Consider the following 17,632-nt stretch of genomic DNA (forward strand, 5'->3'; position numbering starts at 1 on the left):
GACAAGTTCGGAACCGATGTGATTCGGCCAGGAACCCCCATAAGCCATTCGGCAAATGCGGGAGCAACCTTCACGCCACCTCGGGGTCCGCGATGGGTCGGTTCCGGCGCCGGTACTCCGAGGATGTCCTCCCATCGGCGGATGGCTGGTCCGTATTGCCGCCAATCGAAAGTATCGCGACCTCGGTTTCCAGCCTGCCGTACGGATTCCCCGCCGCGATCTCCGGTTTCGAAGCCCCGTTCATGTTCGCCAAGGGGGTCGGCAACAGGGACAGCTCGTAGACTTCGTCCTCCAGCGTCGGGCCGTGACCGCCCGCTTTCCGCTTCTCCGGGAGTTGCGGACCGCCATTCGATCCCAGATTGCTGGTCGGTGTCTTCAGCAACGACGTAGAGCCGCTTCCGGAGGTGCGGAGCTCCGGCTTCGGCCGCGGAAACAATCCCCCACGTGACGCAGTACCCCAGGTCGGCAAGGTCCGCGCTGACAACGTCGAAGCCTCGTCGGAGGTGGGCGGCGACGTTTTCCAAGAGGACGATTCTGGGTCGAAGTACGCCAATGGCGTCGGCGATCCAGGGCCATATGTGTCGTGGGTCTTCAGTGCCAAGACGTTTCCCCGCATTCGAAAAGGGCTGGCACGGATAGCCGGCCGTCAAGATTTCGATCTCTCGGACTGCCAACCAGTCCACAAGCTTCAAGTCACCCAGGTTCGGCACCCCCGGGTGGTGGTGGGTCATGAGTTTGATCGGGCCGGGTTCGATGTCCGACCACCAGGCAAGCTCCCCACCGAAGACGGCTAGGGCGGCCAAATCCAACCCGCCGTACCCGGTGCACAGTGAGCCGATGCGAGGCTCGTCCAAGACCTTCTCCTCCAAAAGAAGAGGCGGCACCCGTAAAGGTGCCGCCTGCACCTGTCAAGTTTGAGCCGTCAGAAATCCGGCTCGTCGGTCGCCGGCTCCGGCTTGGACTTCGGGGCTGGCTTCGGGTCGGCCTTCTTCGCCGTCGCCCCGCCGCCGCGGTTCACCTGAAGGATCGGCTTGTTGTAGGGCTTGCCGCCCTTCTTCGGCTTCTCCGAAACGAACTCGATCCGGATCTGATCGCCCGGCTTCAGGTCCGCATCCTCCACCCGGTCGAGAAGGATCTTCCGCGCCGGGAAGACGCCCTCCACGCCGTCCAGGGTGTCGACGTCGACCCAGCGAACATCGCCGTAGGTGCCTTCGTGCCGGTCACCGACACGCTTGACGGTGCCCTCGATCTTGCTCCCGATCGTGACGGCGAGCTTCTCCCGCTCCTCGAAGTCGCCGCCGCCGTTGCCCTCGATCGTTTCCCACGCCATAGCTACTTCTTTCCCTTCGTCGGCGGGTTGATCCAGACCGCGTCGCACTGCGCGGGGTCCGGGTATTCGGCGGCGGTGCACTCCCACAGGTGCCCGAGCTCGCCGTTCTTCTTCTGCTGGGACTTGTACTTCCGCTTCTGGCCGTGATCACAGGTCGGCGCTTCGCCCGCCCATTCGGGCGGCTCGACGCTGCCAGCAGGCTGACCCGGCCTCAGCCTTTTCCCGGGTTCTCCTCCGCCGACTTCGTCTTGAACCACTTGTCGATCTTGATGGCCTTCGCCATCAGGGTCGAGATCTTGCCGTCGAAGTCCGGGATGTTGAACGCCTTGGCGACGAACTCGGGCTCACCGTGAACGGTACCCTGGAGCTTGTCATACCCGGTGTCGCTCACGAAGCTGAACGACACCCAGTTGTCTTGCTGCGTCATGATTGGTCCACTCTCCTCGTCTGCGCCGAACTCCGCCGGCGATGGTTCGGTCTCGTCGGCGAAGGGGTCCCAGTCAGGATCCGTAGCCACGGGTCCACTCACCTCCGCAGTAGGCTTCTCGGTCCTCTGCTGACCAGTTGCCGACCATCGCCGGCCGCTCGTCCGGGTAGAGCTCCGGCATGACGTACGACCGGTACAGGTCTTGCCGAACGAGCTTGTCGATTTCGAATAAGTTGTTCACCTACTCCCCTCCCTCGCGTTTGGTCAGCGACCGAGCCGACGCGTTGGACATGGCCCGGCGAGAGCCGGGGCCTTCGTGGTTCGCCTGGGCTGCCTTTCGGCCGGCGTTCATGGCAGCCGCAAGGGCATCGCGCGCCCGAGTCAGCGTCGTGCCCTTGTCGCCGGGTGGCTCGACGTAGTCGCCGGCGACGTAGTGGGCGAAGATGACTTCGGCGTACCACGGGCTGATCGCCGTCAGTGCCGCCTGGACGTCGACCCACTCGATATGAGTCGTCGTGCCCGGAGTGTCGCCCGCCCCGCCCTTAGCCAGGATCCGGCGGACGTCGTCGGTCGAATAGCTGACGTTGGCGGAGAACAGCTCCCGGTCGGACATCTCCGAGCCGGCGCACTGCCGGGCGATGGCCCGGAGCACCTTGCCCCGCTGGTCCGCCTCGTAGGACAGCAAGGCGGGCAAGGTTTTCGGGGCTTCGTAGATCTTCACCCAGACGTCGTTGACGATGTCTTCGGCATCCAGCGCCCCGGTCCAAGACCGGGTCGCCGATCGGGCTGCCTTCTCGACCTCGGGAATGAGGTCATCGATAGTAGTCAAGATCACCTCTTTGCACCTGTCAAGTTTCAGGCCGGCCGAATGTCGACGCCGTGGACCCGCTTGCCCTCCGAGGACCACGAACCGCACTCCTGGCAGCGGTACCGCTGGAAGGCGCCGACGTTCGTCAGCCGGAAGCCACGCGGCTTCAGGGCTTCCGGACCGGCCGGGCAACGGGGGCAGCCCTCTTCCAGCGTGAAGAGGTTGCGGTTCGGAGCGGTGTCGATCCACGGGAGTAGGCGGTCGTACAGGTCCACGAGGAGATGAACGTCCATCTCGTTGTATTCCTGCATCTCGGCCCATGCCGCGGGGTCACCCTGGAGGCAACGCCGCCAAAGCTCGAACCCGCTGTGTTGGACCTTGCCGCCCAACCCGAGCTCCCGGCTGACGTTCTCCAGCTTGTTGCTGACGAACTTGAACCGCTTCCTGGCCACCAACATGAGGTCGACCTCGCGGGCCGGCGACGGCGGAGTCAGCTCCGCAAGCAGGAACTCTCGGTGCATGTGCTTGGTGTCGAACGACTTCCCGTTCCAGGACACCAGGGCGTCGGCCTCGTCCAGCAGCTTGTGAGCCGCCCGGACCATCTTCCGGTGATCGGACTCCGTGCGCCCGGCGTGGAAGACGATCGACTCGGGTGGCTCGTCCACCCATCGGGCAGCGAAGGACAACACGTCCCCTCGGGCCTCGATCTGGTTCAGGCCCACGTTCTGCTGCCAGAGGCCCCAGACGTACGCGAGGTTCGGCGCCGTCTCGATGTCCCACGCGAGCACGCGGGGGCCGGGTTTCGTCATTCGTTCTCCTCGATCGGTTGCCACGTCTTGCTGTCCCGGTCCCACCGGTCGGCCGGCTTGCCGTTGACCAGCCGGTAGATCACGGGGACACCGTCGGCGCCTGGCGCCACGGTGCACCGCCAGGACGTCACGCCTTCCCCTCGACGCCCGTCAGGTCGGCCGGGTCGACATAGGTCCGACCGACGGGCACGAGGTTTGCCGCGCCCCGACGAAGCTCCTGAGGAGAGAAGACCGACCGCACGAGGGCGCCGCTGCTCTGTCGGTAATACGCGCGGTCCTCAACCACGAACCACACGTCGTTGTCGGTCGGCCGCACCCCTTCGTAGGAGAAGACCTCTGCGTTGCCCTCCGGCTCCGTCGTCGTGGCCGCGAACTTCGCGTTGAGCGCGTCGGCGATCGCCTTCGCCATCTCCGCGTCATCCTCGAACGTCGGAAGGTCGAGGGCGACGATGTCGACCCCGTTGGCGTCATAGACGTGGCCGTCAGACGCGGTGAACGGGTACACGTACTTGGGGGTGTTGGCCGGCTTCGGCCCGATGAACATCGTCATGTCAGCTCCCTCAGCTGTTGCTCTGGACGGCGGCACGAAGGCCGACGGTGATCAGGGCCCCCAGGCCGACAAGCGGCCAAAAGCCCAGGGACAGTCCGAGGATGGCGAGTGCACCCCACAGGCACAGGGTCACGATGACGACTCGGAAAAACAGCTCCATCAGTTCTCCTCCAACAAAAAGACCCGCCGCGCGGGCGGGTCTGCCAGATATTCGATTGCTCTCCGGAAGGGGTCCGGGCTGTCCCGGAACCTCCCGAGGAGGACGTTGCACGGGCCGCACAACAACCCCCGCACGCACTTGCCGCACGAGGTCGACCCCGGACAGCAAGAGTGGTCGTGGTCGACCGCTAATGCCTTCGTCTTCCCGGTGGCCCCACACCCGAGGGCGCATTGCCCGCCCTGGGCTTCGTAGAGCGTCGCGTAGGCCTCGGCCGATATCGAGTAGACCCGTTCCAGCCGGGACGCCCTAGCGCGCTCTCGGGTGGCCTTACGGCGTGCCCGGTGATGGGTCACGCACAGGGGCGTCCTCGGGCCGCCGTAGGGCGTCGGCCGGACGGTCGTTACTCCGTCCTTGATGCAGTCGACGCAGACCGGACTACTTGGCACCGAAGTGCTCGTTGAGGAGCTCGACGGCCAGAGCGGCCAACTCGACGTCTTCGCTCTCGCTGGTCAGGTCGCCCAGGAACTCAGCGACCTGGTTCCCTCGGCTGTCCTCGATGCGCCCGAAGGTCCCCGTAGTGGCGACCCTGAACGGGGTAGTCACCGTCGGCACGGTTACCTCCGGCTCCGGGCCGACGAAGGACAGCGAGGGCGTGGTACCGAGAACGGTGATCGGCTTATCCGTGTCCAGGTACCACGCATCGCCGTCATCGCCGTGCACCTCCGGCCATCCGTCTTCGGAGACCTCTCCGCGGTACTCACCCTCGTACGGGTAGTCCTCGTCACCGTTCGCCCACGACGCCGTCCCCTTCAGGCGATCGCCGATCTTGTACTTATCCGACCCCACCCGGAAGTCCTCGGGCACATCGGAAGCGCTCACGGCAGTCTTGTCCCTACGAACGAACCTCGCTGACAGGCTTTTCAGATTGATGGGGCTGTCCGCGTAGAGCGTGTCCGCCTGATCCGCACCTGGTCGGATACGATAGAAGTGGGTGCCGTTGTCGTCTTCGTACTTGAAGTACTCGGTCACTTGCTCTCCTCAGTAGTTGAGCTTGCCTTCGCTGACGTAGACCGGGAATCCGCCCGGTCCGCCGACCGTGCGCCCGGTCCATCGGGCGCCGTCTTCGCTGTCCTTCGACTTCGTCACCGTCACCAGGTACCGGTGTTCACCGTCCGGCTCCGCGAAGAGGACGTAGTTCGCCTTCCCGAAGAAGGCTGCGTGCTGCCCGGCCATCTCTTTGGAGACCACCGGGTTGCCGTCCTTGTCCACCTTGGTCGCCTTCGGGTGGTGAAGGACAACCATGGTCACGCCGGCCCGAGCAGCGATCTCTTTCAAGGTCACCACGATCCGGGCAGCGTCGGTGTTGATCGACATTCCGCCGGTGACGTACTCCAACATGTCGACAACTACGACATCGAAATCCCGCAGGTACTCCACCGCCCGGCTGACCGACCTCGGGTTGTCGAGCTGCAAGTTGCCTGGCTGAACTTCGATCCACCGCGGATCCGGAGTGACCTTGTGGTATCGGAACCAGGCCCGGAAGCGGTTGGCCACCGAGGTCAGCGCTTCCGCCGCCAGGTAGCAGACCCGCCGGCGCCCAACGTCGGCACCCATGAAGGTGCCGCCGACGATGGACAGCTGACCGGCAAGGTCGACCATCATGGCCGTCTTCGCCGCCCGGCTACCGCCGTACAGGATGGTGACCTCGTTCTCCGCCACCAGGTCCGGCACGACCCACGCAGTGCTCTCCATCGGCGCCGCGAGGTCTACGGCGTCTTCCCGGCGGAGGTGGATGGCGTTCTCGCTCTCGATCTTCTCCAGAGCTTGACGCTGACCGCGCAGCCGGATCTCCGCCCGGGTGGCCTCCTCGGCTACCAGGTGGTCGAAATCCGGCTCCGGATCACCGGGTAGCCAGGGCTCCACCTTCTTCAGGGCCGACCGGATCGACCGCCGGGCATCGGACAGCGTGCCGCCGGGGCGATCCCGGTAAGCGTCAAGGAAAGCCTCCTCGATCGCCCGGTCGTCCATCCCGACGCCCATCGCCACCGCGGCGTACCGCATCGACAACGGGCCCAAGCGGGTCCAGCCTTCGCCGGGGGGCATCTCGCGGACACGCCGCAAGAGCTCCTCCGGGTCAGCCGGCAACGGGGCGGACTCGGATTGCTCTGCGTCCGCGGCTAGCAGAAGGTCGACCCAGTCGGCCTGTAGCTCCGGCAAGTCGTCCCGGGCCACCAGGCCCCGGAACTTCCACCCGCGGCCGTCAGGGAGCGTTGTGGGCTCCGCAAACAGCAAGCCGCCGTGACCGCCCGCGGCCCGGATGTCGACGTGTTCCACCGGGTAGCCCTGCCGGCTGGTCAGCTCGACACCCTCGGGCACACGGTAAAGCCCATGCCAACCACCGGACGCCGTCTGCTGGCGCATCGGGGTCTTCGGCAGGGTCAGGCCGGCGGCCTTCAGGTTGGCCAAGCCGTCCTTGCCGTCGCCCTGGTCGACGTCGATAGCCACGATGCCCGAGGGCCCGCAGAGGATAACTACGCCGTCGTAGCCCTCCCAGTGCTCCCGGATGGCGTCCGGGTCGGTGGGGAATTTGGCGCCGGACTCGACCGACCACGCGCCGTCCTTGAAGGACGGCTTCTTCTTCGTCCGCCCTTTCTCGGTGACCAACCGAACGTTGACCGGGTAGACCTTGTAGCCGAGCTCGGTGTACTTGATGGCGGCTTCGGCCGCCGGGTTGGTCACCGGCTACCCCCGCCCGAAGTAGTCCCCGAGGAGCACGGGGGTAATCGTCTCGTCCTCTTCGTACATCGTGTAGCCGATGGCCTCCTCGACGTACGGCGTCAGCCATTCGAGGAACAGCGGGATCTCTCGGTCGTAGTTCTTGATCGAGCACCCGACGGAGAGCAGCCACGCACCCTCGCCCGAACCGTAGAACGGGCGGTAGAGCTTCGGGGGTCGCTCGACCGGGAAGTAGGCGGAGTTACCCCGAAGCATCCACTCCCACCGTGTATCCCCGAAGAGCGCGTGATCCGGCGTGCTCTCCAGGGTTTCGAGTTCGCCGACCATGTGCCGGAGAGTCAGAAGAACTCGCTCCGGAACGTCCCGCTTCAGCCGGGCGTCGAGCACCAACGCCGTGTACATGCCCATTTACCGCTCCCTCGGGTAGTGATCACCAAGCCGGTAGAACCCGTACTCGGCCGAGTCGACGCACACCGACCCTTCGCGGTCCTCCTGGTCGTTGTAGAAGTTGACCTCATAGCACTCGGGCTGGTCGTACGGCATCGGGACCCACACGGTGCAGATTCCCTTACCGTCATAGCCGAAGCACGTCGGCACGTAGACCGTGTAGGCCGGCCTGTGCTGCTTCGAGGTCACCGTTCCCGACGTCGCCGACGCGCAGCCGGCAAGAAAAAGGGCCCCTCCGAAGAGAAGCCCTGCGATTGCGTACAGCCGTCTCATGCTGCCCCCTCGATGGCGTCGGGGTCGAAGCCCTCCGGCCAGAAGGATTCGGGCCGGCCGTCGAACGGCGGTACCCGCCGGCGGAGGGCACTCAGGATCTCCGGGTCGGCCGACCGGTTCGGCGGGTCGTACGGGCTGCCCGGGATGGCGTAGAAGTCGTCGAGGTGGGCTTCAAGCGCCTTCAGGTCCGGGTGGCCGTAGAACATCGCCTGAACTTCGGTGTCCCTGACGTAGCGGCGGATAAGTCGGCCGTGGTAGGCCAGTCCGCAGTAACTGATCCGCTGCTCCATTACGCGGTTCCACGGGCCGACGTACAGCGACACGTAGTTGCCGTTTGCCTGCTTGCCCAGGAGCTCGAAAGTGGCCTTCGTGTCCCAAATCTTCACGACGCCTCCAGTTGCTTGCCGAGGTGGCGAAGCGCCCGAAGCGCTTCGTCCGCGTCCGTCATCTCCGGCAGAGTCGGCAGAAGCGGAGCCAGGGTTTCGAGCTCCCCGAGGATGGCCAGCACCCGGGCGCGGAGGAGGTCGGCGGCGGCGGTCATCGTCCACCCTCCGCTTGCTCTGTGAGGTAGTCCTCGTAGTCCCGGCGGGCTTTGGTCACGTCGTGCTCCAAGTCCGCGTCGAAGTATGCGAAGACCAGGTAGCCGAAGAAGAACAGTCCAGCGAAGATCCCGAGGGCAGCGACGATCTGTCCTGCCACCCAACCGTCCTGCCCGTTGGTGAGCAACGAGCTGACCACTTCCAAGACTCCGGCCGCCGCGATGATCCCGGCGGACAACTTGAGGTGGATTCTGGCCGTACGAACCGCCCGCTCGGCATCCTCGATCTTCCGAAGAAGCCGGAGCTCCGAACTCGTCATCGGGCACCCGCCGGCAACTCGTCCGCGGTGATCTCGCGCGACCCTTCCGCCTCCAGTAGCCTCGAACCCGTCTTGTAACCCCAGGAGGGCTGCCATTCCTTTCGGGCCTCGATCCAGAGGTCGAGCGGACTGCCGTCGACCTCGCGGAAGTAGAACGGAAGACCGAAGGACCGAACGAAGTACTTGACTTTCGGCGCCGGCGGGTCGACCTGATCGGCGAGCTTCAGGAGGGCCTTGGCGAACTTGCGGATCTTCTTTACCGACACCGGCGCGTTGTGGGCCCGCGTCCCGAGACTCCAGATCGTCAGCTCGCCGCCGCGAATGTCCACGCCGAACGACGAGTACTCATCGCTCAGAAGCTGAAGCTCGACGTACTTGTAGCGGTCCGCGGGGCGGTTCTTGCGGTACAGCTTCGGAAGCTTGCTCACTGCTCTCTCCTCTTTCACTGGTGCAATCTGCACCTGTCAAGTTTCAGTCCATGCGAAAATCGCACGACGATGCCACGGAGCACCGCCGGCAGGCATCGGACGGCTTCGGATCCCAGTTGCCGGCCTTGATCCCTTCGTCGGCCTCGTGGAAGCGGGCCGTCAGGGCCTCCACCGGGATCGTCGTCAAGTCCTTCTCGACGACCTGGGCCGCACTGATGCGGCCCTTCGGCGTGGGCTTCTTCGCCGTCATGATGTAGACGCCCTTGGTGATCTTCTCGCCCGTCTTCTGGCGTACAGCCTCCGCACCCACGGCTAGCTGTCCCGGGTTCTCGGGGACCATGCTGCCCGCCTTGACGTCTACGATCTCGCCCTCACGGATCTGGTCGGCGAACCCGATGACCCGGACGCCGTCTAGGTCGAAGTCCATCTCCCACTCAACCGCCAGCTCGTCGAAGCTGACGATGGGTGGCCGGGTCTTCGCCACCATGAGGTAGTTCTCCAGGTGCCGGCGGAGGTCGGCGTACCGCCGGGGGATGTCTTCCGGGCCGTGATACGGCCCTGAGGACTGCCAGTAGTCCGCCCGCGGGGTTTCTTCCAGCCGGCTGTTCACGTCGTCCCTGAAGGCCTTCTGGGCCACGGCTAGCATTTCGTCGAGCGTGGAGGCCTCACCCTTCTCGTAGGCCTCCACGCCGGAGTGGATCCCGAGGCCGGTGGCGAACCAGGCCGCCGGCCGACTCCAGACCCTCGCGATGCGTTCCAGGAAGAACGAGTGCGGGCACTGCTCGTACTGGCTCAGCTGGCTCCAGGACCGCGGGCGGGTCTTGTACTCCTCGTGGCGTTCGTCAGCCGTCTTCACGGGACACCGCCCGCAAGAGCACGCCCACCCAGTCGATCCCCTCGGCCTGCTCGACTGTCACAATCCCCCGGCGGACGCTCTCCTCCCGGGTGCACTCGGCAGTCTTCTCGATCTCCTGGCGGAGCTCATCATCAACCAGCAACACGGCGGACCTCCTGAGCGCACTCGTGTTCGTAGGGTGGGCAATCAGCCCAGACTTTGTAGATCGAAAGCTCGGCGTCCCGGGCCCACTCCGGACAATCTGGTGAATCCGGGTTAGGCCCGCGAACCCCAAGCGTGTGACAACGGCCTTCGAGCTCACGGCGGACCGGCTCATAGGCCGGTCCGAACGGCGACGCCGTCAACCCCCTGACTATCACTAACAACGCGTCATCGCGGTAGGCATAAACCTGTCCTTGAACGTCAGCGATGACCTTCACGTGCACCCCTTATTCTGGCCAACTCTCCCGCGGCGGGAGCGACCATTTAGCCCGATCTTCCTCCGGGATTTGTGTATGTTCATCGATCCGGAGAATCAGGTCTCCGTCTCGATCCTCTCGGGGTGCGTACTCGAACCCCCCGTATTTCCTACCGGGCATGGGCGGGATACTCGGGTCGTAACGTACGACTACTGAGAAGTTCGTCAGTCGGTCGTACAGACTCCGCAGACGACGAAGCTCGCCTTCGGGCATCCCTTGTCCCTGGGTGTCGGCATACTCCAGGTGCAGCCTAAGCTGACGGATCGGGTCAGCTTTCAACTGGGGGCCGACAATCTTCCAAGGAAGTGCCTTACGTGCCCGATCGGATCGAGTCTCTTCCTTCTCGGGCGGCTTGCCGCCGGAGTGGTTGATCTTCCACGAGACCCCCTGACGGGTGATCCCGTACATCTTGCCGATCTCGCTGTAGCTGAACCCCTTGGCGCGCTGGGCTAGGAGCTCTTCCCTCGTGATCGCTCGACGCTTCGGCACGATTCCGTTCCCCTCCTGTGATTTCCACGGGGAACTTTACTGGTGCAGCGTGCACCCAACAAGCTGTGTCCACTTGGCCGTCCTTGGTTCGTACGGCGCAATCCCTTGACTCAAACATCGCATGGACCACACCAAGGCGTTAACGGGACAACTTCGACCGTTGTGTCACCGTGACCTACTTTCGGGTAACTTCTAACCCTCTGACCAGCGGTGATGCAGTTGCACTAGAACAGCCGTTCGACTACTAGTCGGGATCGCTGTCATCACTCAGAGTGAGATCACCGCCGTCACGCTTCCGGCTACTAGGCCGAATGGCTCAGGGCGAGAGGATCATCACAGTTCACACTAGTGGCGTATGCACCTGTCAAGTTTCGGCTTGATCACGACCCCTAACGGCCTACCGGGTTGGCGTGCGCCCACGCTCGGGCGGGCGCCCGGAGCTGTCTCTTCGCGGCTTCCTTGGCCTTCTCAGCTGTCTCTGCGAGCACCGTGGCGACCCACGGGCCATCCGGCATGAAGACGGTTACGTGCCACGTCTTCACCCGTCGTCCTCGTTTAGGAGCTCTTTCTCCCAGTCGGCGAGCTCACCCCAGGGCAGCCCGAATTGTTCGGCCGTCTTCCGAGCGTCCTCTTCGCAGTACGCCTGCATAGCGTCGTAATCGACGTCGAGGGACAGCTCTTCGAGGGCCGCCTCCATCAGGTCCGCGGCCCGGCCGATCTTGAGGACCAGGCCGGCCAGGAGGACGAGGACGCCGATCAGGGCGGCCAGAATCAGCGTGAGGACCATCAAACGGCCTTCGCCTTCTCCAGGGCCGTACCCCACGACTCGCCGCGGTCCTGAGACCGTTGGGCCACCTCGAAGGCGCTGACGGCGTCAGGAGTCGTTTCGACGGGCAACAGCTCGTCGTAGGCGAGAGTGGCTACCCCCGGGTCATCCGGGTGGTTGTCCATCCCCTTCAGCTGTTCCAGCGTGGCGCCGGCGTAGAAGTACGCGTGCCCCACGATGCAGCCGCACGCATCTTCGCGAACGTAGCGGCACCCGCCCTTGCCCCACTGGCTGCCTGGGTCGACGTAGTCCGCGCCCTTCTCGGCAACCGCGCGCTCCAGGAGCTCGATCGCCTTCGGCTTGTCGATGATCATTGGTTCTCTCCTCGAAGTTTGGCGGGCTCAACCCATGCCGGCAACGTCGACACGGGGAGCCCGGTTGGACAGGTGCGGGTTGCACCTGTCAAGTTTCTAGCGTCGAAAAAGTTCGTCGAGCTCGCCGTCAAGCCCGGACATCTGGAAGTCGACTTCGAGGTCGATCCTCTCGGCCCTGAGCGCGGCCTCACGGGCCGCGTCCTCGTCGACAAGGGCCTTGTACCGCCGGCGCTCCCGGCCGTCCCGCAGGAGGGCCCTGGCGCCGAAGAAGGCGTAGATCCCGGCCGCCAGCATGAGGACGGCGAGGATGATTCCGACGGTCTGATTGGTGGTCACGGTCAGCCCTCCTAACGGGGCGGTGCGGATCGCTTGGCGTTGTTCTTGGCCGCCTGCCGGCGGCGGGACGGGCTGGCGCCGGGTGCCACGGTCCCCAGGGTCTTCGGCAGAGGGCCGCCCTCGGGGATGCCAAGGGCGGCCCGGTAGGCCGCGTCAGCCGCGTTCACGAGCCACCTCGTGCCAACAGCTTGTCTAGGACCACCCGTTCCGCCTTGTAAGCGCGACGGAAAGCCTTATCCCGGCTATTGGCCAGCACCTTGAGGACATCCCGCGTCTCGCGGGTAGCCCCGATGGCTCGGGCGATTTCCCATCGGCGGTGTGCCCGCTCCCGTTCCTGGAACAAGGCATTGCGGCGTTCGCTGACAGCGAGCATTGTCGCCTCCTCGGCTTGTCTTGGAAGTGCCTCGGGCGGGATTCGATCCCGCGGCCTCACGCCGTGTTCCGAGGCTTCCGGGTCAGTTACCCGGTTCGTTCTTGATCTCGTCGTAGGTGTCCGGGTCGTTCTTCCGCAGGTCGGCCAGGATTTCCAGCGACTCCCCGGCCGACTTGGACTCCTGAAGGGCCTTCTTCGCGTCTTCGGCTTTCTTGCTCATGTTCCTCTTCCTCGCGGTTGTAGTCAGCAGTTGGTCAGGTCATATCCGCGAGCTTCTTCTTCAGCCCACATTGCCTCCTGCGCCTCGGCGTCGATGCGATCCAGTTCTTCTGTCGTTTCGTCCACGTGCCGCCCGGGGGAATCGAACCCCGTTGGTGTCGTCTTCGAGTCGCCCGCTAAGGCCGGTTCTCCGCAAGCGTTCGGCCGGTCTGTCCCGGGAAGATCATGTGAACCTCGAAGTCGTCGCCTGGCTTCCTAGCGCGGGCGGCGGCACCGCAGACCAACCAGTCGCAGGCTCGGCTGTTTCACCTGACCCGGTCTCGTCTGCCCCCTTGCGGGCTCCTCCGCCTCCCGGCGGTGGTGGGCTATCTCGCCGCTCCCCTGCCCTCCCGGGCGGTGGTGCTAGCTGGGGCTCGATTCGCTCCGTATCCGGTCTCCCAGGGCTTCCCGGTTGGCCTGACACGACGAACTTTACGGGTGCAGTCTGCACCAGTCAAGTAAGCAAGATCCGCTGTCACCCGGTTGGGCTAGCAGGAAGGGTGTTTGCCCAGGTCGAGTCCAGGTGTTCGACTGACGGACTCGTCGACCAGCCGGAGACGGCTCTAACCCAAACGGGTGATATCTGGGGGTCGTTGTCGGTAAACCGGGCCGACCGACATCACCTAGTTCATGGGAACCAAACGGAGGGCAAAGCTCTCTAGACAGCTAGAGCTGACTCCTAGATCACTCAAGCCCCCCTAAAGGGGGCTTGAGCGTAGATAGCTTCAGACAGCTAGAGCTAGCTACAGGTATCCCAAGGTCTTCCGACAGGTTGAGCTATCCCGTGGGTAGCAGTGGTCCTCTCCTCCCACTGTGGTCCGGGTGGGCTCCCTGTTGGATTACTTCGTGTTGTCGATAACTAACCGACACGACCCGGGAAGTCCGCCGGGTGACCAAGCGGACTCCAGCTGACTCAGGGCCACAATCCTAGGCGTCCCTGAGTACGCCCGCGCCGGGCGGTTAAGTCGGGACCGCTAATCCCGGCAGGACGCGAACCCCGGACCATGGGAGACCACCACCGGGTACCAAAGGGTGGTCACCTTGGCTGCTAGCTCAATTGGCAGAGCACCCGGCTGTTAACCGGGTGGTTCCAGGTTCGAATCCTGGGTGGCCAGCATGGTGACCGGCAAGGATCTCCCGCGACGGCGGATGACCTCCTGCCGATACGGGCCTAGTGCACAGGCGCCGTACCGCGGCTCTACCCGTCCGCGCGGTTATTAATCACGGGTGGTGTGCCTTGACTGAGTCTGGCCAAAGGTTGACACCGGATAAAGGATGCGGGCGGCTCCGGATAGCCCATGCCCAAGTCCTCGCCCGTTCGAATCGGGTAGGCACTCTGAAATTCGAATCCCGAGGAGACCTCCATTGACCGTGATCGTCGCAGCCCGAAACCCGGATGGCGGGGTTACCGTCGCCGCCGACAGGCAGACGTCATGTGGGGGGAGTCAATTCGAGAATTCCGAGTCGAAGCTTTGGACGGCCGGCAAATACATCCTAGGGTGTGCTGGCGACGTCCGGGCAGCGCAGGTACTCCGGTATACGGCTGAGTTGCCGACCTACCGCCCGAAGGAAGACACCGACTGGCTGCGCTTCGTCGTTACCCGGGTGGTACCCGCGATGCGGTCGGCCCTCGTCGGCCAGCTGGCTGAAGACGACTCGTTCATCGGTCCGATTAGCACCCTCATCGCCAACCGAGGGCGATTCGCCGTCGTCTACGGGAATGGCGCCGTCCTGGCGGACCGCTCCGGTCGTACAGCCATCGGAAGCGGCGAGCTTGAGGCCCTGGGCTATCTCGGCAACGAAGGCCCTTGGACGCCGGCTGACGTAGTTACCGCGGCCCGTCGGGCCGCTATCACAGACCGGGGTGTCAGCGGACCGATCTCCGTTGCGGACACAAGCTCACTCGAAGTGATCACCGAGTCCAGTGAGTAAGGCGTGGAAAGACGGCCATCGGCGGATGTCCGACTGGCGTCGGACCCGCCTGGTGGTCCTGGATCGGGATGGCTGGATCTGCCGGAACTGCGGCAAGCAGATGGCCAAGGGCACGCCTAGAGACCACCCCGATGCCCCTCAGGTCCACCACACCAGGGGTGCCGAGCACGGGGACGACCCCGAATACCTGGTGGCCTGCTGTAGGGCGTGCAACCTCAGCATCGGATCACCCAAGTCCCAAGACCCCAAGCCGAGACCAAGGACGCAATGGTGACCCCAGCTATTTGGATCGAAGAGCCTGGCTATGCGCAGTCCTACGCACGCGGTGTGTCGGTGGGTATCGAGGACGGCTACCGCGGCAAAGGCCCGAGTGAGCGCTCGCTGAGCCCGGCGTTCCACAGGGGCTGGCGTGCCGGATACCAGGCCGCTCGCAAAGCGACGAAGCGGTGATCTTCGCTGTCATTGAGGCGGCCCTCAGCACGTTCTCCAGATGTCAAGGGGCTGATGGGCCCCCGGTCCTTTTTTGGGGCTTGATCGCCTCTGGCATCCACGTCCCTGTGAACTCTCTCTCCGGAAGCTCAAAACCCACGACTACGACCGTCAGGAGGCGCCCTCGTGGCTGCTCAGACCCACACTGAGGACCCGCGTACGGGTTGCTGGGAACCCGCTGAGGGCGTCACGGTTGAGGACGTCTACGAGCTCTACAAGGTCGAGCTCCCGCACGGCTCAGAGCTCGTGCGGATCTGCCCCACGGACGGGTGCGTCAACCCGGACCACCAGCGGCCGACGTTCTTCGTCAGCGCCGACGAGGACCCGGTGACCTACAGCAACCCGGAGCCGCCGGAAGGCGAGCGAGTGGAACACGAGACGTTCACCGAGGTTATCCCGCCGGCGCCGGCTCAGCCTGTGAAGCGCGGACCGGGCCGCCCGCGGAAGCACCCGCGGTGATCCACCGCGGGCGTGACGGCCGTATCTGCCGCGTCGAGGGTTGCGACGGCCGGGTGGAGATCTTCTGCGAGCTCTGCGGAGAGTCCCTCGGGCACGCACCAGAAGGCGGCCTGGCTGAAGTGTCGGCTCGGGCGGACCGGGTGGCGGAACACTGGCCTGCTGTCTGTCCAGGACCTCCGCCTGAGGAGCCACCGCAGTGACTGTCGAGGAGCGCTACAACGACGCTATGTCCGACCGCGACCCGTGGGTCTACGGGTGGTTGTGGACACCCTGGGCTGACCTTGACGAGGAGACCCGGTCGCTCTACCGCGAAGTATTCGGAGACGACGAATGAGCCTCTACGACGCCGTTGACGCGTCCATCAAAGAGCTTGACCTCTCGCCGCGCGACAAGGGCGCGGCGGAGCTCGCCCGTGTCCTCGCCCGGGAAATCGACGAAGAGCGCTCCGGCCGGACGAAGGCGGAGCTTGCCGCCAAACTCCAGACCGCCCTGACGGCCCTGGGGCTGACCCCAGAGAGCCGGAAGGGAGACCCCGTTGCGCCACGCGAAGGAAAGCTCTCGCGGCTCCGGGCTCTCCCGCCTCCTCGGGAAGCGTGAGCCCAGGCTCTTCACCAAGCCTCTTCGGCCACTAACCCCACAGACCTCTCGCGGGTTCCTCTTCATCCAGTTCTGTGAAGACCTGGGCCGGCCGCTCCTGCCTTGGCAGGAAGAGCTGGCAATCCGGGCGCTCGAACTGCGCCCGGACGGCAGCTACCGATTCCGAACGGTCATCGTTCAGGTAGCCCGGCAGAACGGCAAGTCCGAGTTTTCCAAGCTGATCGCCCTATTCAAGCTTTTCACGGACAACGTTGATTTGGTACTCGGGGTTGCCCAGGATCTTTCAATCGCGAAAGAGGTCTGGGAGGGCGCCCTCGCGATCGCCACCGAGTCCGAGGAGATGTCCCAGTACCTCACCAAGCCGCGGTACGCGAACGGTGAGCAGTACTTCGGGTTGGTTGACGGGGGCCGCTACAAGATCTCCGCGGCCACCCGATCCGCCGGCCGCGGGCTCTCGGTCGACCATCTGACGCTCGACGAGATCCGTGAGCACCGGGATTTCCTCGCGTGGTCGGCCCTCTCGAAGACCACGACGGCCCGGCCGAATGCGCAGATCTGGGCTATCTCGAACGCTGGCGACCGGTTCTCGGTCGTGCTGAATCAGCTTCGGGACGCGGCGCTGAACGAGACCGACCCGACGATCGGGTTGTTCGAGTGGTCGGCTCCGCCGAACTGCGAGCTCGACGACCCGGAAGCGTGGGCTCAGGCCAACCCGTCCCTCGGGTATCTCATCTCCGAGGAAACCATCCGGTCTTCCCTGGCCACCGACCCGCCGGACGTCTTCCGTACCGAGGTCTTGTGTCAGCGCGTAGACGTCCTGAACGCCGCGGTTGACCCGTCAGCTTGGGAAGCCACGAAGGATCCGCTAGGCGACCTCTCAGAGGCCCGCGACGCCGGCAAGGTGGCACTCGGGTTTGACCTCTCGCCGGATGGCCTTCACGCCACCCTGGTTGCCGCCGGCCTCACGGCCACGGGCAAACCCCGTCTCGAAGTCGTTGACGCGTGGTCGTCCACGGAAGATCTCCGCCGTGATCTGCCGGCTTTGGCCGCCCGCATCAAGGCCCGCGCGGTCGGGTGGTTGCCAGCCGGCCCGGCGGCGGCCGTGGCGCCCGTCCTCAGGGCCCTAGAGAACCAGGTCGAGATCAAGGGTTCTTCCGTCGGCGAAGCCTGTCAACAGATGGCCGACCTTGTCGCTACCCGCGGGCTCATCCACCCCGGGGACCCGCTGCTAGACGCCCACGTGGAGAACACCCAGCGGTTCTACTCGGGCGACTCTTGGCGATTTGTCCGCAAGGGTGTCGGCCACGTCGATGCCGCGTATGCCGCGGCTGCTGCCTTGTACGCCCTTCTCAACGAGCCCGAGCCCATTCCTCTGCCGCGCTCGCAAATCTTCTAGGAGCCGACATTGGCGTGGTACAA

General features: G+C 64.8%; 31 protein-coding genes, 1 tRNA gene and 1 pseudogene. 6 read left to right on the forward strand and 27 right to left on the reverse strand.

Going from position 1 to position 17,632, the window contains the following annotated elements; all coding sequences use genetic code 11:
- Nucleotides 1-70: 70 nt before the first annotated feature.
- The 27 genes and pseudogenes from ACWEF6_RS01730 to ACWEF6_RS01860 form a co-directional block, all read right to left on the reverse strand.
- A complete protein-coding gene (locus ACWEF6_RS01730; protein WP_449681259.1) occupies nucleotides 71-382 on the reverse strand; it encodes a hypothetical protein in 312 nt (103 codons plus the stop codon).
- Nucleotides 383-419: 37 nt separating this feature from the next.
- Nucleotides 420-905 (reverse strand): annotated as a pseudogene (locus ACWEF6_RS01735) (DNA cytosine methyltransferase); the annotation flags it as partial.
- A 17-nt stretch (nucleotides 906-922) separates the two neighbouring features.
- Nucleotides 923-1,330, reverse strand: a complete 408-nt coding sequence (locus ACWEF6_RS01740; protein ID WP_449681114.1) for a hypothetical protein — start codon at nucleotides 1,328-1,330, stop codon at nucleotides 923-925.
- A 2-nt stretch (nucleotides 1,331-1,332) separates the two neighbouring features.
- Entirely contained in the window at nucleotides 1,333-1,587 is a 255-nt protein-coding gene (locus ACWEF6_RS01745; protein ID WP_449681115.1) for a hypothetical protein, read from the reverse strand.
- Entirely contained in the window at nucleotides 1,542-1,757 is a 216-nt protein-coding gene (locus tag ACWEF6_RS01750; protein WP_449681116.1) for a hypothetical protein, read from the reverse strand. Before ACWEF6_RS01750 ends, ACWEF6_RS01745 begins: the two co-directional genes overlap by 46 nt.
- Before the next feature lie 73 nt (nucleotides 1,758-1,830).
- Nucleotides 1,831-1,998, reverse strand: coding sequence for a hypothetical protein (locus ACWEF6_RS01755; RefSeq protein WP_449681117.1), 168 nt, complete (start codon nucleotides 1,996-1,998; stop codon nucleotides 1,831-1,833).
- Nucleotides 1,999-2,586 (reverse strand): hypothetical protein, encoded by a 588-nt coding sequence (locus tag ACWEF6_RS01760; protein ID WP_449681118.1) that lies wholly within the window; start codon nucleotides 2,584-2,586, stop codon nucleotides 1,999-2,001.
- Between the two features lie 26 nt (nucleotides 2,587-2,612).
- Complete coding sequence (locus ACWEF6_RS01765) at nucleotides 2,613-3,374, reverse strand: ribonuclease H-like domain-containing protein (protein WP_449681119.1); 762 nt, start codon at nucleotides 3,372-3,374, stop codon at nucleotides 2,613-2,615.
- Nucleotides 3,371-3,505 carry a hypothetical protein gene (locus ACWEF6_RS01770; protein ID WP_449681120.1) on the reverse strand — a complete coding sequence of 45 codons (135 nt, stop codon included), beginning with the start codon at nucleotides 3,503-3,505 and terminating at the stop codon, nucleotides 3,371-3,373. Before ACWEF6_RS01770 ends, ACWEF6_RS01765 begins: the two co-directional genes overlap by 4 nt.
- Nucleotides 3,502-3,924 (reverse strand): hypothetical protein, encoded by a 423-nt coding sequence (locus ACWEF6_RS01775; protein ID WP_449681121.1) that lies wholly within the window; start codon nucleotides 3,922-3,924, stop codon nucleotides 3,502-3,504. The genes ACWEF6_RS01770 and ACWEF6_RS01775 overlap by 4 nt, the downstream gene beginning before the upstream one ends.
- A 10-nt stretch (nucleotides 3,925-3,934) precedes the next feature.
- Nucleotides 3,935-4,084 (reverse strand): hypothetical protein, encoded by a 150-nt coding sequence (locus ACWEF6_RS01780; protein ID WP_449681122.1) that lies wholly within the window; start codon nucleotides 4,082-4,084, stop codon nucleotides 3,935-3,937.
- Nucleotides 4,084-4,530: an endonuclease VII domain-containing protein gene (locus tag ACWEF6_RS01785; protein WP_449681123.1), complete on the reverse strand. Its 447-nt coding sequence runs from the start codon at nucleotides 4,528-4,530 to the stop codon at nucleotides 4,084-4,086. Before ACWEF6_RS01785 ends, ACWEF6_RS01780 begins: the two co-directional genes overlap by 1 nt.
- Entirely contained in the window at nucleotides 4,520-5,113 is a 594-nt protein-coding gene (locus ACWEF6_RS01790) for a hypothetical protein (protein ID WP_449681124.1), read from the reverse strand. Before ACWEF6_RS01790 ends, ACWEF6_RS01785 begins: the two co-directional genes overlap by 11 nt.
- Before the next feature lie 9 nt (nucleotides 5,114-5,122).
- Nucleotides 5,123-6,823 (reverse strand): bifunctional DNA primase/polymerase, encoded by a 1,701-nt coding sequence (locus ACWEF6_RS01795; protein WP_449681125.1) that lies wholly within the window; start codon nucleotides 6,821-6,823, stop codon nucleotides 5,123-5,125.
- 3 nt (nucleotides 6,824-6,826) lie between these two features.
- Nucleotides 6,827-7,228 carry a hypothetical protein gene (locus ACWEF6_RS01800; protein ID WP_449681126.1) on the reverse strand — a complete coding sequence of 134 codons (402 nt, stop codon included), beginning with the start codon at nucleotides 7,226-7,228 and terminating at the stop codon, nucleotides 6,827-6,829.
- The gene (locus ACWEF6_RS01805) at nucleotides 7,229-7,540 is read right to left on the reverse strand and encodes a hypothetical protein (RefSeq protein WP_449681127.1); all 312 of its coding nucleotides are present in this window, start codon (nucleotides 7,538-7,540) and stop codon (nucleotides 7,229-7,231) included.
- Nucleotides 7,537-7,926 (reverse strand): hypothetical protein, encoded by a 390-nt coding sequence (locus ACWEF6_RS01810; RefSeq protein ID WP_449681128.1) that lies wholly within the window; start codon nucleotides 7,924-7,926, stop codon nucleotides 7,537-7,539. The genes ACWEF6_RS01805 and ACWEF6_RS01810 overlap by 4 nt, the downstream gene beginning before the upstream one ends.
- Complete coding sequence (locus ACWEF6_RS01815) at nucleotides 7,923-8,081, reverse strand: hypothetical protein (protein ID WP_449681129.1); 159 nt, start codon at nucleotides 8,079-8,081, stop codon at nucleotides 7,923-7,925. Before ACWEF6_RS01815 ends, ACWEF6_RS01810 begins: the two co-directional genes overlap by 4 nt.
- Nucleotides 8,078-8,398 (reverse strand): hypothetical protein, encoded by a 321-nt coding sequence (locus ACWEF6_RS01820; RefSeq protein WP_449681130.1) that lies wholly within the window; start codon nucleotides 8,396-8,398, stop codon nucleotides 8,078-8,080. The genes ACWEF6_RS01815 and ACWEF6_RS01820 overlap by 4 nt, the downstream gene beginning before the upstream one ends.
- Nucleotides 8,395-8,826, reverse strand: a complete 432-nt coding sequence (locus ACWEF6_RS01825) for a hypothetical protein (protein WP_449681131.1) — start codon at nucleotides 8,824-8,826, stop codon at nucleotides 8,395-8,397. Before ACWEF6_RS01825 ends, ACWEF6_RS01820 begins: the two co-directional genes overlap by 4 nt.
- A gap of 43 nt (nucleotides 8,827-8,869) precedes the next feature.
- On the reverse strand, nucleotides 8,870-9,682 hold the full coding sequence (locus ACWEF6_RS01830; RefSeq protein WP_449681132.1) for a PD-(D/E)XK nuclease family protein: 813 nt from the start codon (nucleotides 9,680-9,682) through the stop codon (nucleotides 8,870-8,872).
- A complete protein-coding gene (locus ACWEF6_RS01835; RefSeq protein ID WP_449681133.1) occupies nucleotides 9,669-9,827 on the reverse strand; it encodes a hypothetical protein in 159 nt (52 codons plus the stop codon). Before ACWEF6_RS01835 ends, ACWEF6_RS01830 begins: the two co-directional genes overlap by 14 nt.
- A gap of 1,340 nt (nucleotides 9,828-11,167) precedes the next feature.
- Nucleotides 11,168-11,416: a hypothetical protein gene (locus ACWEF6_RS01840; RefSeq protein ID WP_449681134.1), complete on the reverse strand. Its 249-nt coding sequence runs from the start codon at nucleotides 11,414-11,416 to the stop codon at nucleotides 11,168-11,170.
- Nucleotides 11,416-11,769 carry a hypothetical protein gene (locus tag ACWEF6_RS01845; RefSeq protein ID WP_449681135.1) on the reverse strand — a complete coding sequence of 118 codons (354 nt, stop codon included), beginning with the start codon at nucleotides 11,767-11,769 and terminating at the stop codon, nucleotides 11,416-11,418. The genes ACWEF6_RS01840 and ACWEF6_RS01845 overlap by 1 nt, the downstream gene beginning before the upstream one ends.
- 96 nt (nucleotides 11,770-11,865) lie before the next feature.
- Nucleotides 11,866-12,105, reverse strand: a complete 240-nt coding sequence (locus ACWEF6_RS01850; RefSeq protein WP_449681136.1) for a hypothetical protein — start codon at nucleotides 12,103-12,105, stop codon at nucleotides 11,866-11,868.
- Nucleotides 12,106-12,268: 163 nt separating this feature from the next.
- Entirely contained in the window at nucleotides 12,269-12,478 is a 210-nt protein-coding gene (locus tag ACWEF6_RS01855) for a hypothetical protein (RefSeq protein ID WP_449681137.1), read from the reverse strand.
- An 82-nt stretch (nucleotides 12,479-12,560) separates the two neighbouring features.
- Entirely contained in the window at nucleotides 12,561-12,698 is a 138-nt protein-coding gene (locus ACWEF6_RS01860) for a hypothetical protein (protein ID WP_449681138.1), read from the reverse strand.
- 1,080 nt (nucleotides 12,699-13,778) lie between these two features.
- Here ACWEF6_RS01860 and ACWEF6_RS01865 point away from each other — a divergent pair.
- The 6 genes from ACWEF6_RS01865 to ACWEF6_RS01890 all read left to right on the forward strand — a co-directional run bounded on the left by ACWEF6_RS01865 (nucleotide 13,779) and on the right by ACWEF6_RS01890 (nucleotide 17,609).
- Nucleotides 13,779-13,851, forward strand: a tRNA-Asn gene (locus ACWEF6_RS01865).
- Between the two features lie 250 nt (nucleotides 13,852-14,101).
- Nucleotides 14,102-14,668, forward strand: coding sequence for a hypothetical protein (locus tag ACWEF6_RS01870; RefSeq protein ID WP_449681139.1), 567 nt, complete (start codon nucleotides 14,102-14,104; stop codon nucleotides 14,666-14,668).
- Nucleotides 14,669-15,283: 615 nt separating this feature from the next.
- The gene (locus tag ACWEF6_RS01875; RefSeq protein ID WP_449681140.1) at nucleotides 15,284-15,616 is read left to right on the forward strand and encodes a hypothetical protein; all 333 of its coding nucleotides are present in this window, start codon (nucleotides 15,284-15,286) and stop codon (nucleotides 15,614-15,616) included.
- 196 nt (nucleotides 15,617-15,812) lie between these two features.
- Complete coding sequence (locus ACWEF6_RS01880) at nucleotides 15,813-15,950, forward strand: hypothetical protein (protein WP_449681141.1); 138 nt, start codon at nucleotides 15,813-15,815, stop codon at nucleotides 15,948-15,950.
- Nucleotides 15,947-16,213, forward strand: a complete 267-nt coding sequence (locus tag ACWEF6_RS01885) for a terminase small subunit (protein WP_449681142.1) — start codon at nucleotides 15,947-15,949, stop codon at nucleotides 16,211-16,213. Before ACWEF6_RS01880 ends, ACWEF6_RS01885 begins: the two co-directional genes overlap by 4 nt.
- The gene (locus ACWEF6_RS01890) at nucleotides 16,152-17,609 is read left to right on the forward strand and encodes a terminase (RefSeq protein WP_449681143.1); all 1,458 of its coding nucleotides are present in this window, start codon (nucleotides 16,152-16,154) and stop codon (nucleotides 17,607-17,609) included. The genes ACWEF6_RS01885 and ACWEF6_RS01890 overlap by 62 nt, the downstream gene beginning before the upstream one ends.
- The last annotated feature ends 23 nt before the right edge of the window (nucleotides 17,610-17,632 follow it).

This window comes from Amycolatopsis sp. NPDC004772, from assembly GCF_053601215.1.

Bases quoted from the DNA above. Each gene is read 5' to 3' on its own strand.
- ACWEF6_RS01840 (WP_449681134.1), bottom strand. From the start codon at position 11,416: ATGGTCCTCACGCTGATTCTGGCCGCCCTGATCGGCGTCCTCGTCCTC.
- ACWEF6_RS01860 (WP_449681138.1), bottom strand. From the start codon at position 12,698: ATGAGCAAGAAAGCCGAAGACGCGAAGAAGGCCCTTCAGGAGTCCAAG.
- ACWEF6_RS01780 (WP_449681122.1), bottom strand. From the start codon at position 4,084: ATGGAGCTGTTTTTCCGAGTCGTCATCGTGACCCTGTGCCTGTGGGGT.
- ACWEF6_RS01820 (WP_449681130.1), bottom strand. From the start codon at position 8,398: ATGACGAGTTCGGAGCTCCGGCTTCTTCGGAAGATCGAGGATGCCGAG.
- ACWEF6_RS01845 (WP_449681135.1), bottom strand. From the start codon at position 11,769: ATGATCATCGACAAGCCGAAGGCGATCGAGCTCCTGGAGCGCGCGGTT.
- ACWEF6_RS01740 (WP_449681114.1), bottom strand. From the start codon at position 1,330: ATGGCGTGGGAAACGATCGAGGGCAACGGCGGCGGCGACTTCGAGGAG.
- ACWEF6_RS01750 (WP_449681116.1), bottom strand. From the start codon at position 1,757: ATGACGCAGCAAGACAACTGGGTGTCGTTCAGCTTCGTGAGCGACACC.
- ACWEF6_RS01775 (WP_449681121.1), bottom strand. From the start codon at position 3,924: ATGACGATGTTCATCGGGCCGAAGCCGGCCAACACCCCCAAGTACGTG.
- ACWEF6_RS01805 (WP_449681127.1), bottom strand. From the start codon at position 7,540: ATGAGACGGCTGTACGCAATCGCAGGGCTTCTCTTCGGAGGGGCCCTT.
- ACWEF6_RS01855 (WP_449681137.1), bottom strand. From the start codon at position 12,478: ATGCTCGCTGTCAGCGAACGCCGCAATGCCTTGTTCCAGGAACGGGAG.
- ACWEF6_RS01800 (WP_449681126.1), bottom strand. From the start codon at position 7,228: ATGGGCATGTACACGGCGTTGGTGCTCGACGCCCGGCTGAAGCGGGAC.
- ACWEF6_RS01765 (WP_449681119.1), bottom strand. From the start codon at position 3,374: ATGACGAAACCCGGCCCCCGCGTGCTCGCGTGGGACATCGAGACGGCG.
- ACWEF6_RS01815 (WP_449681129.1), bottom strand. From the start codon at position 8,081: ATGACCGCCGCCGCCGACCTCCTCCGCGCCCGGGTGCTGGCCATCCTC.
- ACWEF6_RS01885 (WP_449681142.1), top strand. From the start codon at position 15,947: ATGAGCCTCTACGACGCCGTTGACGCGTCCATCAAAGAGCTTGACCTC.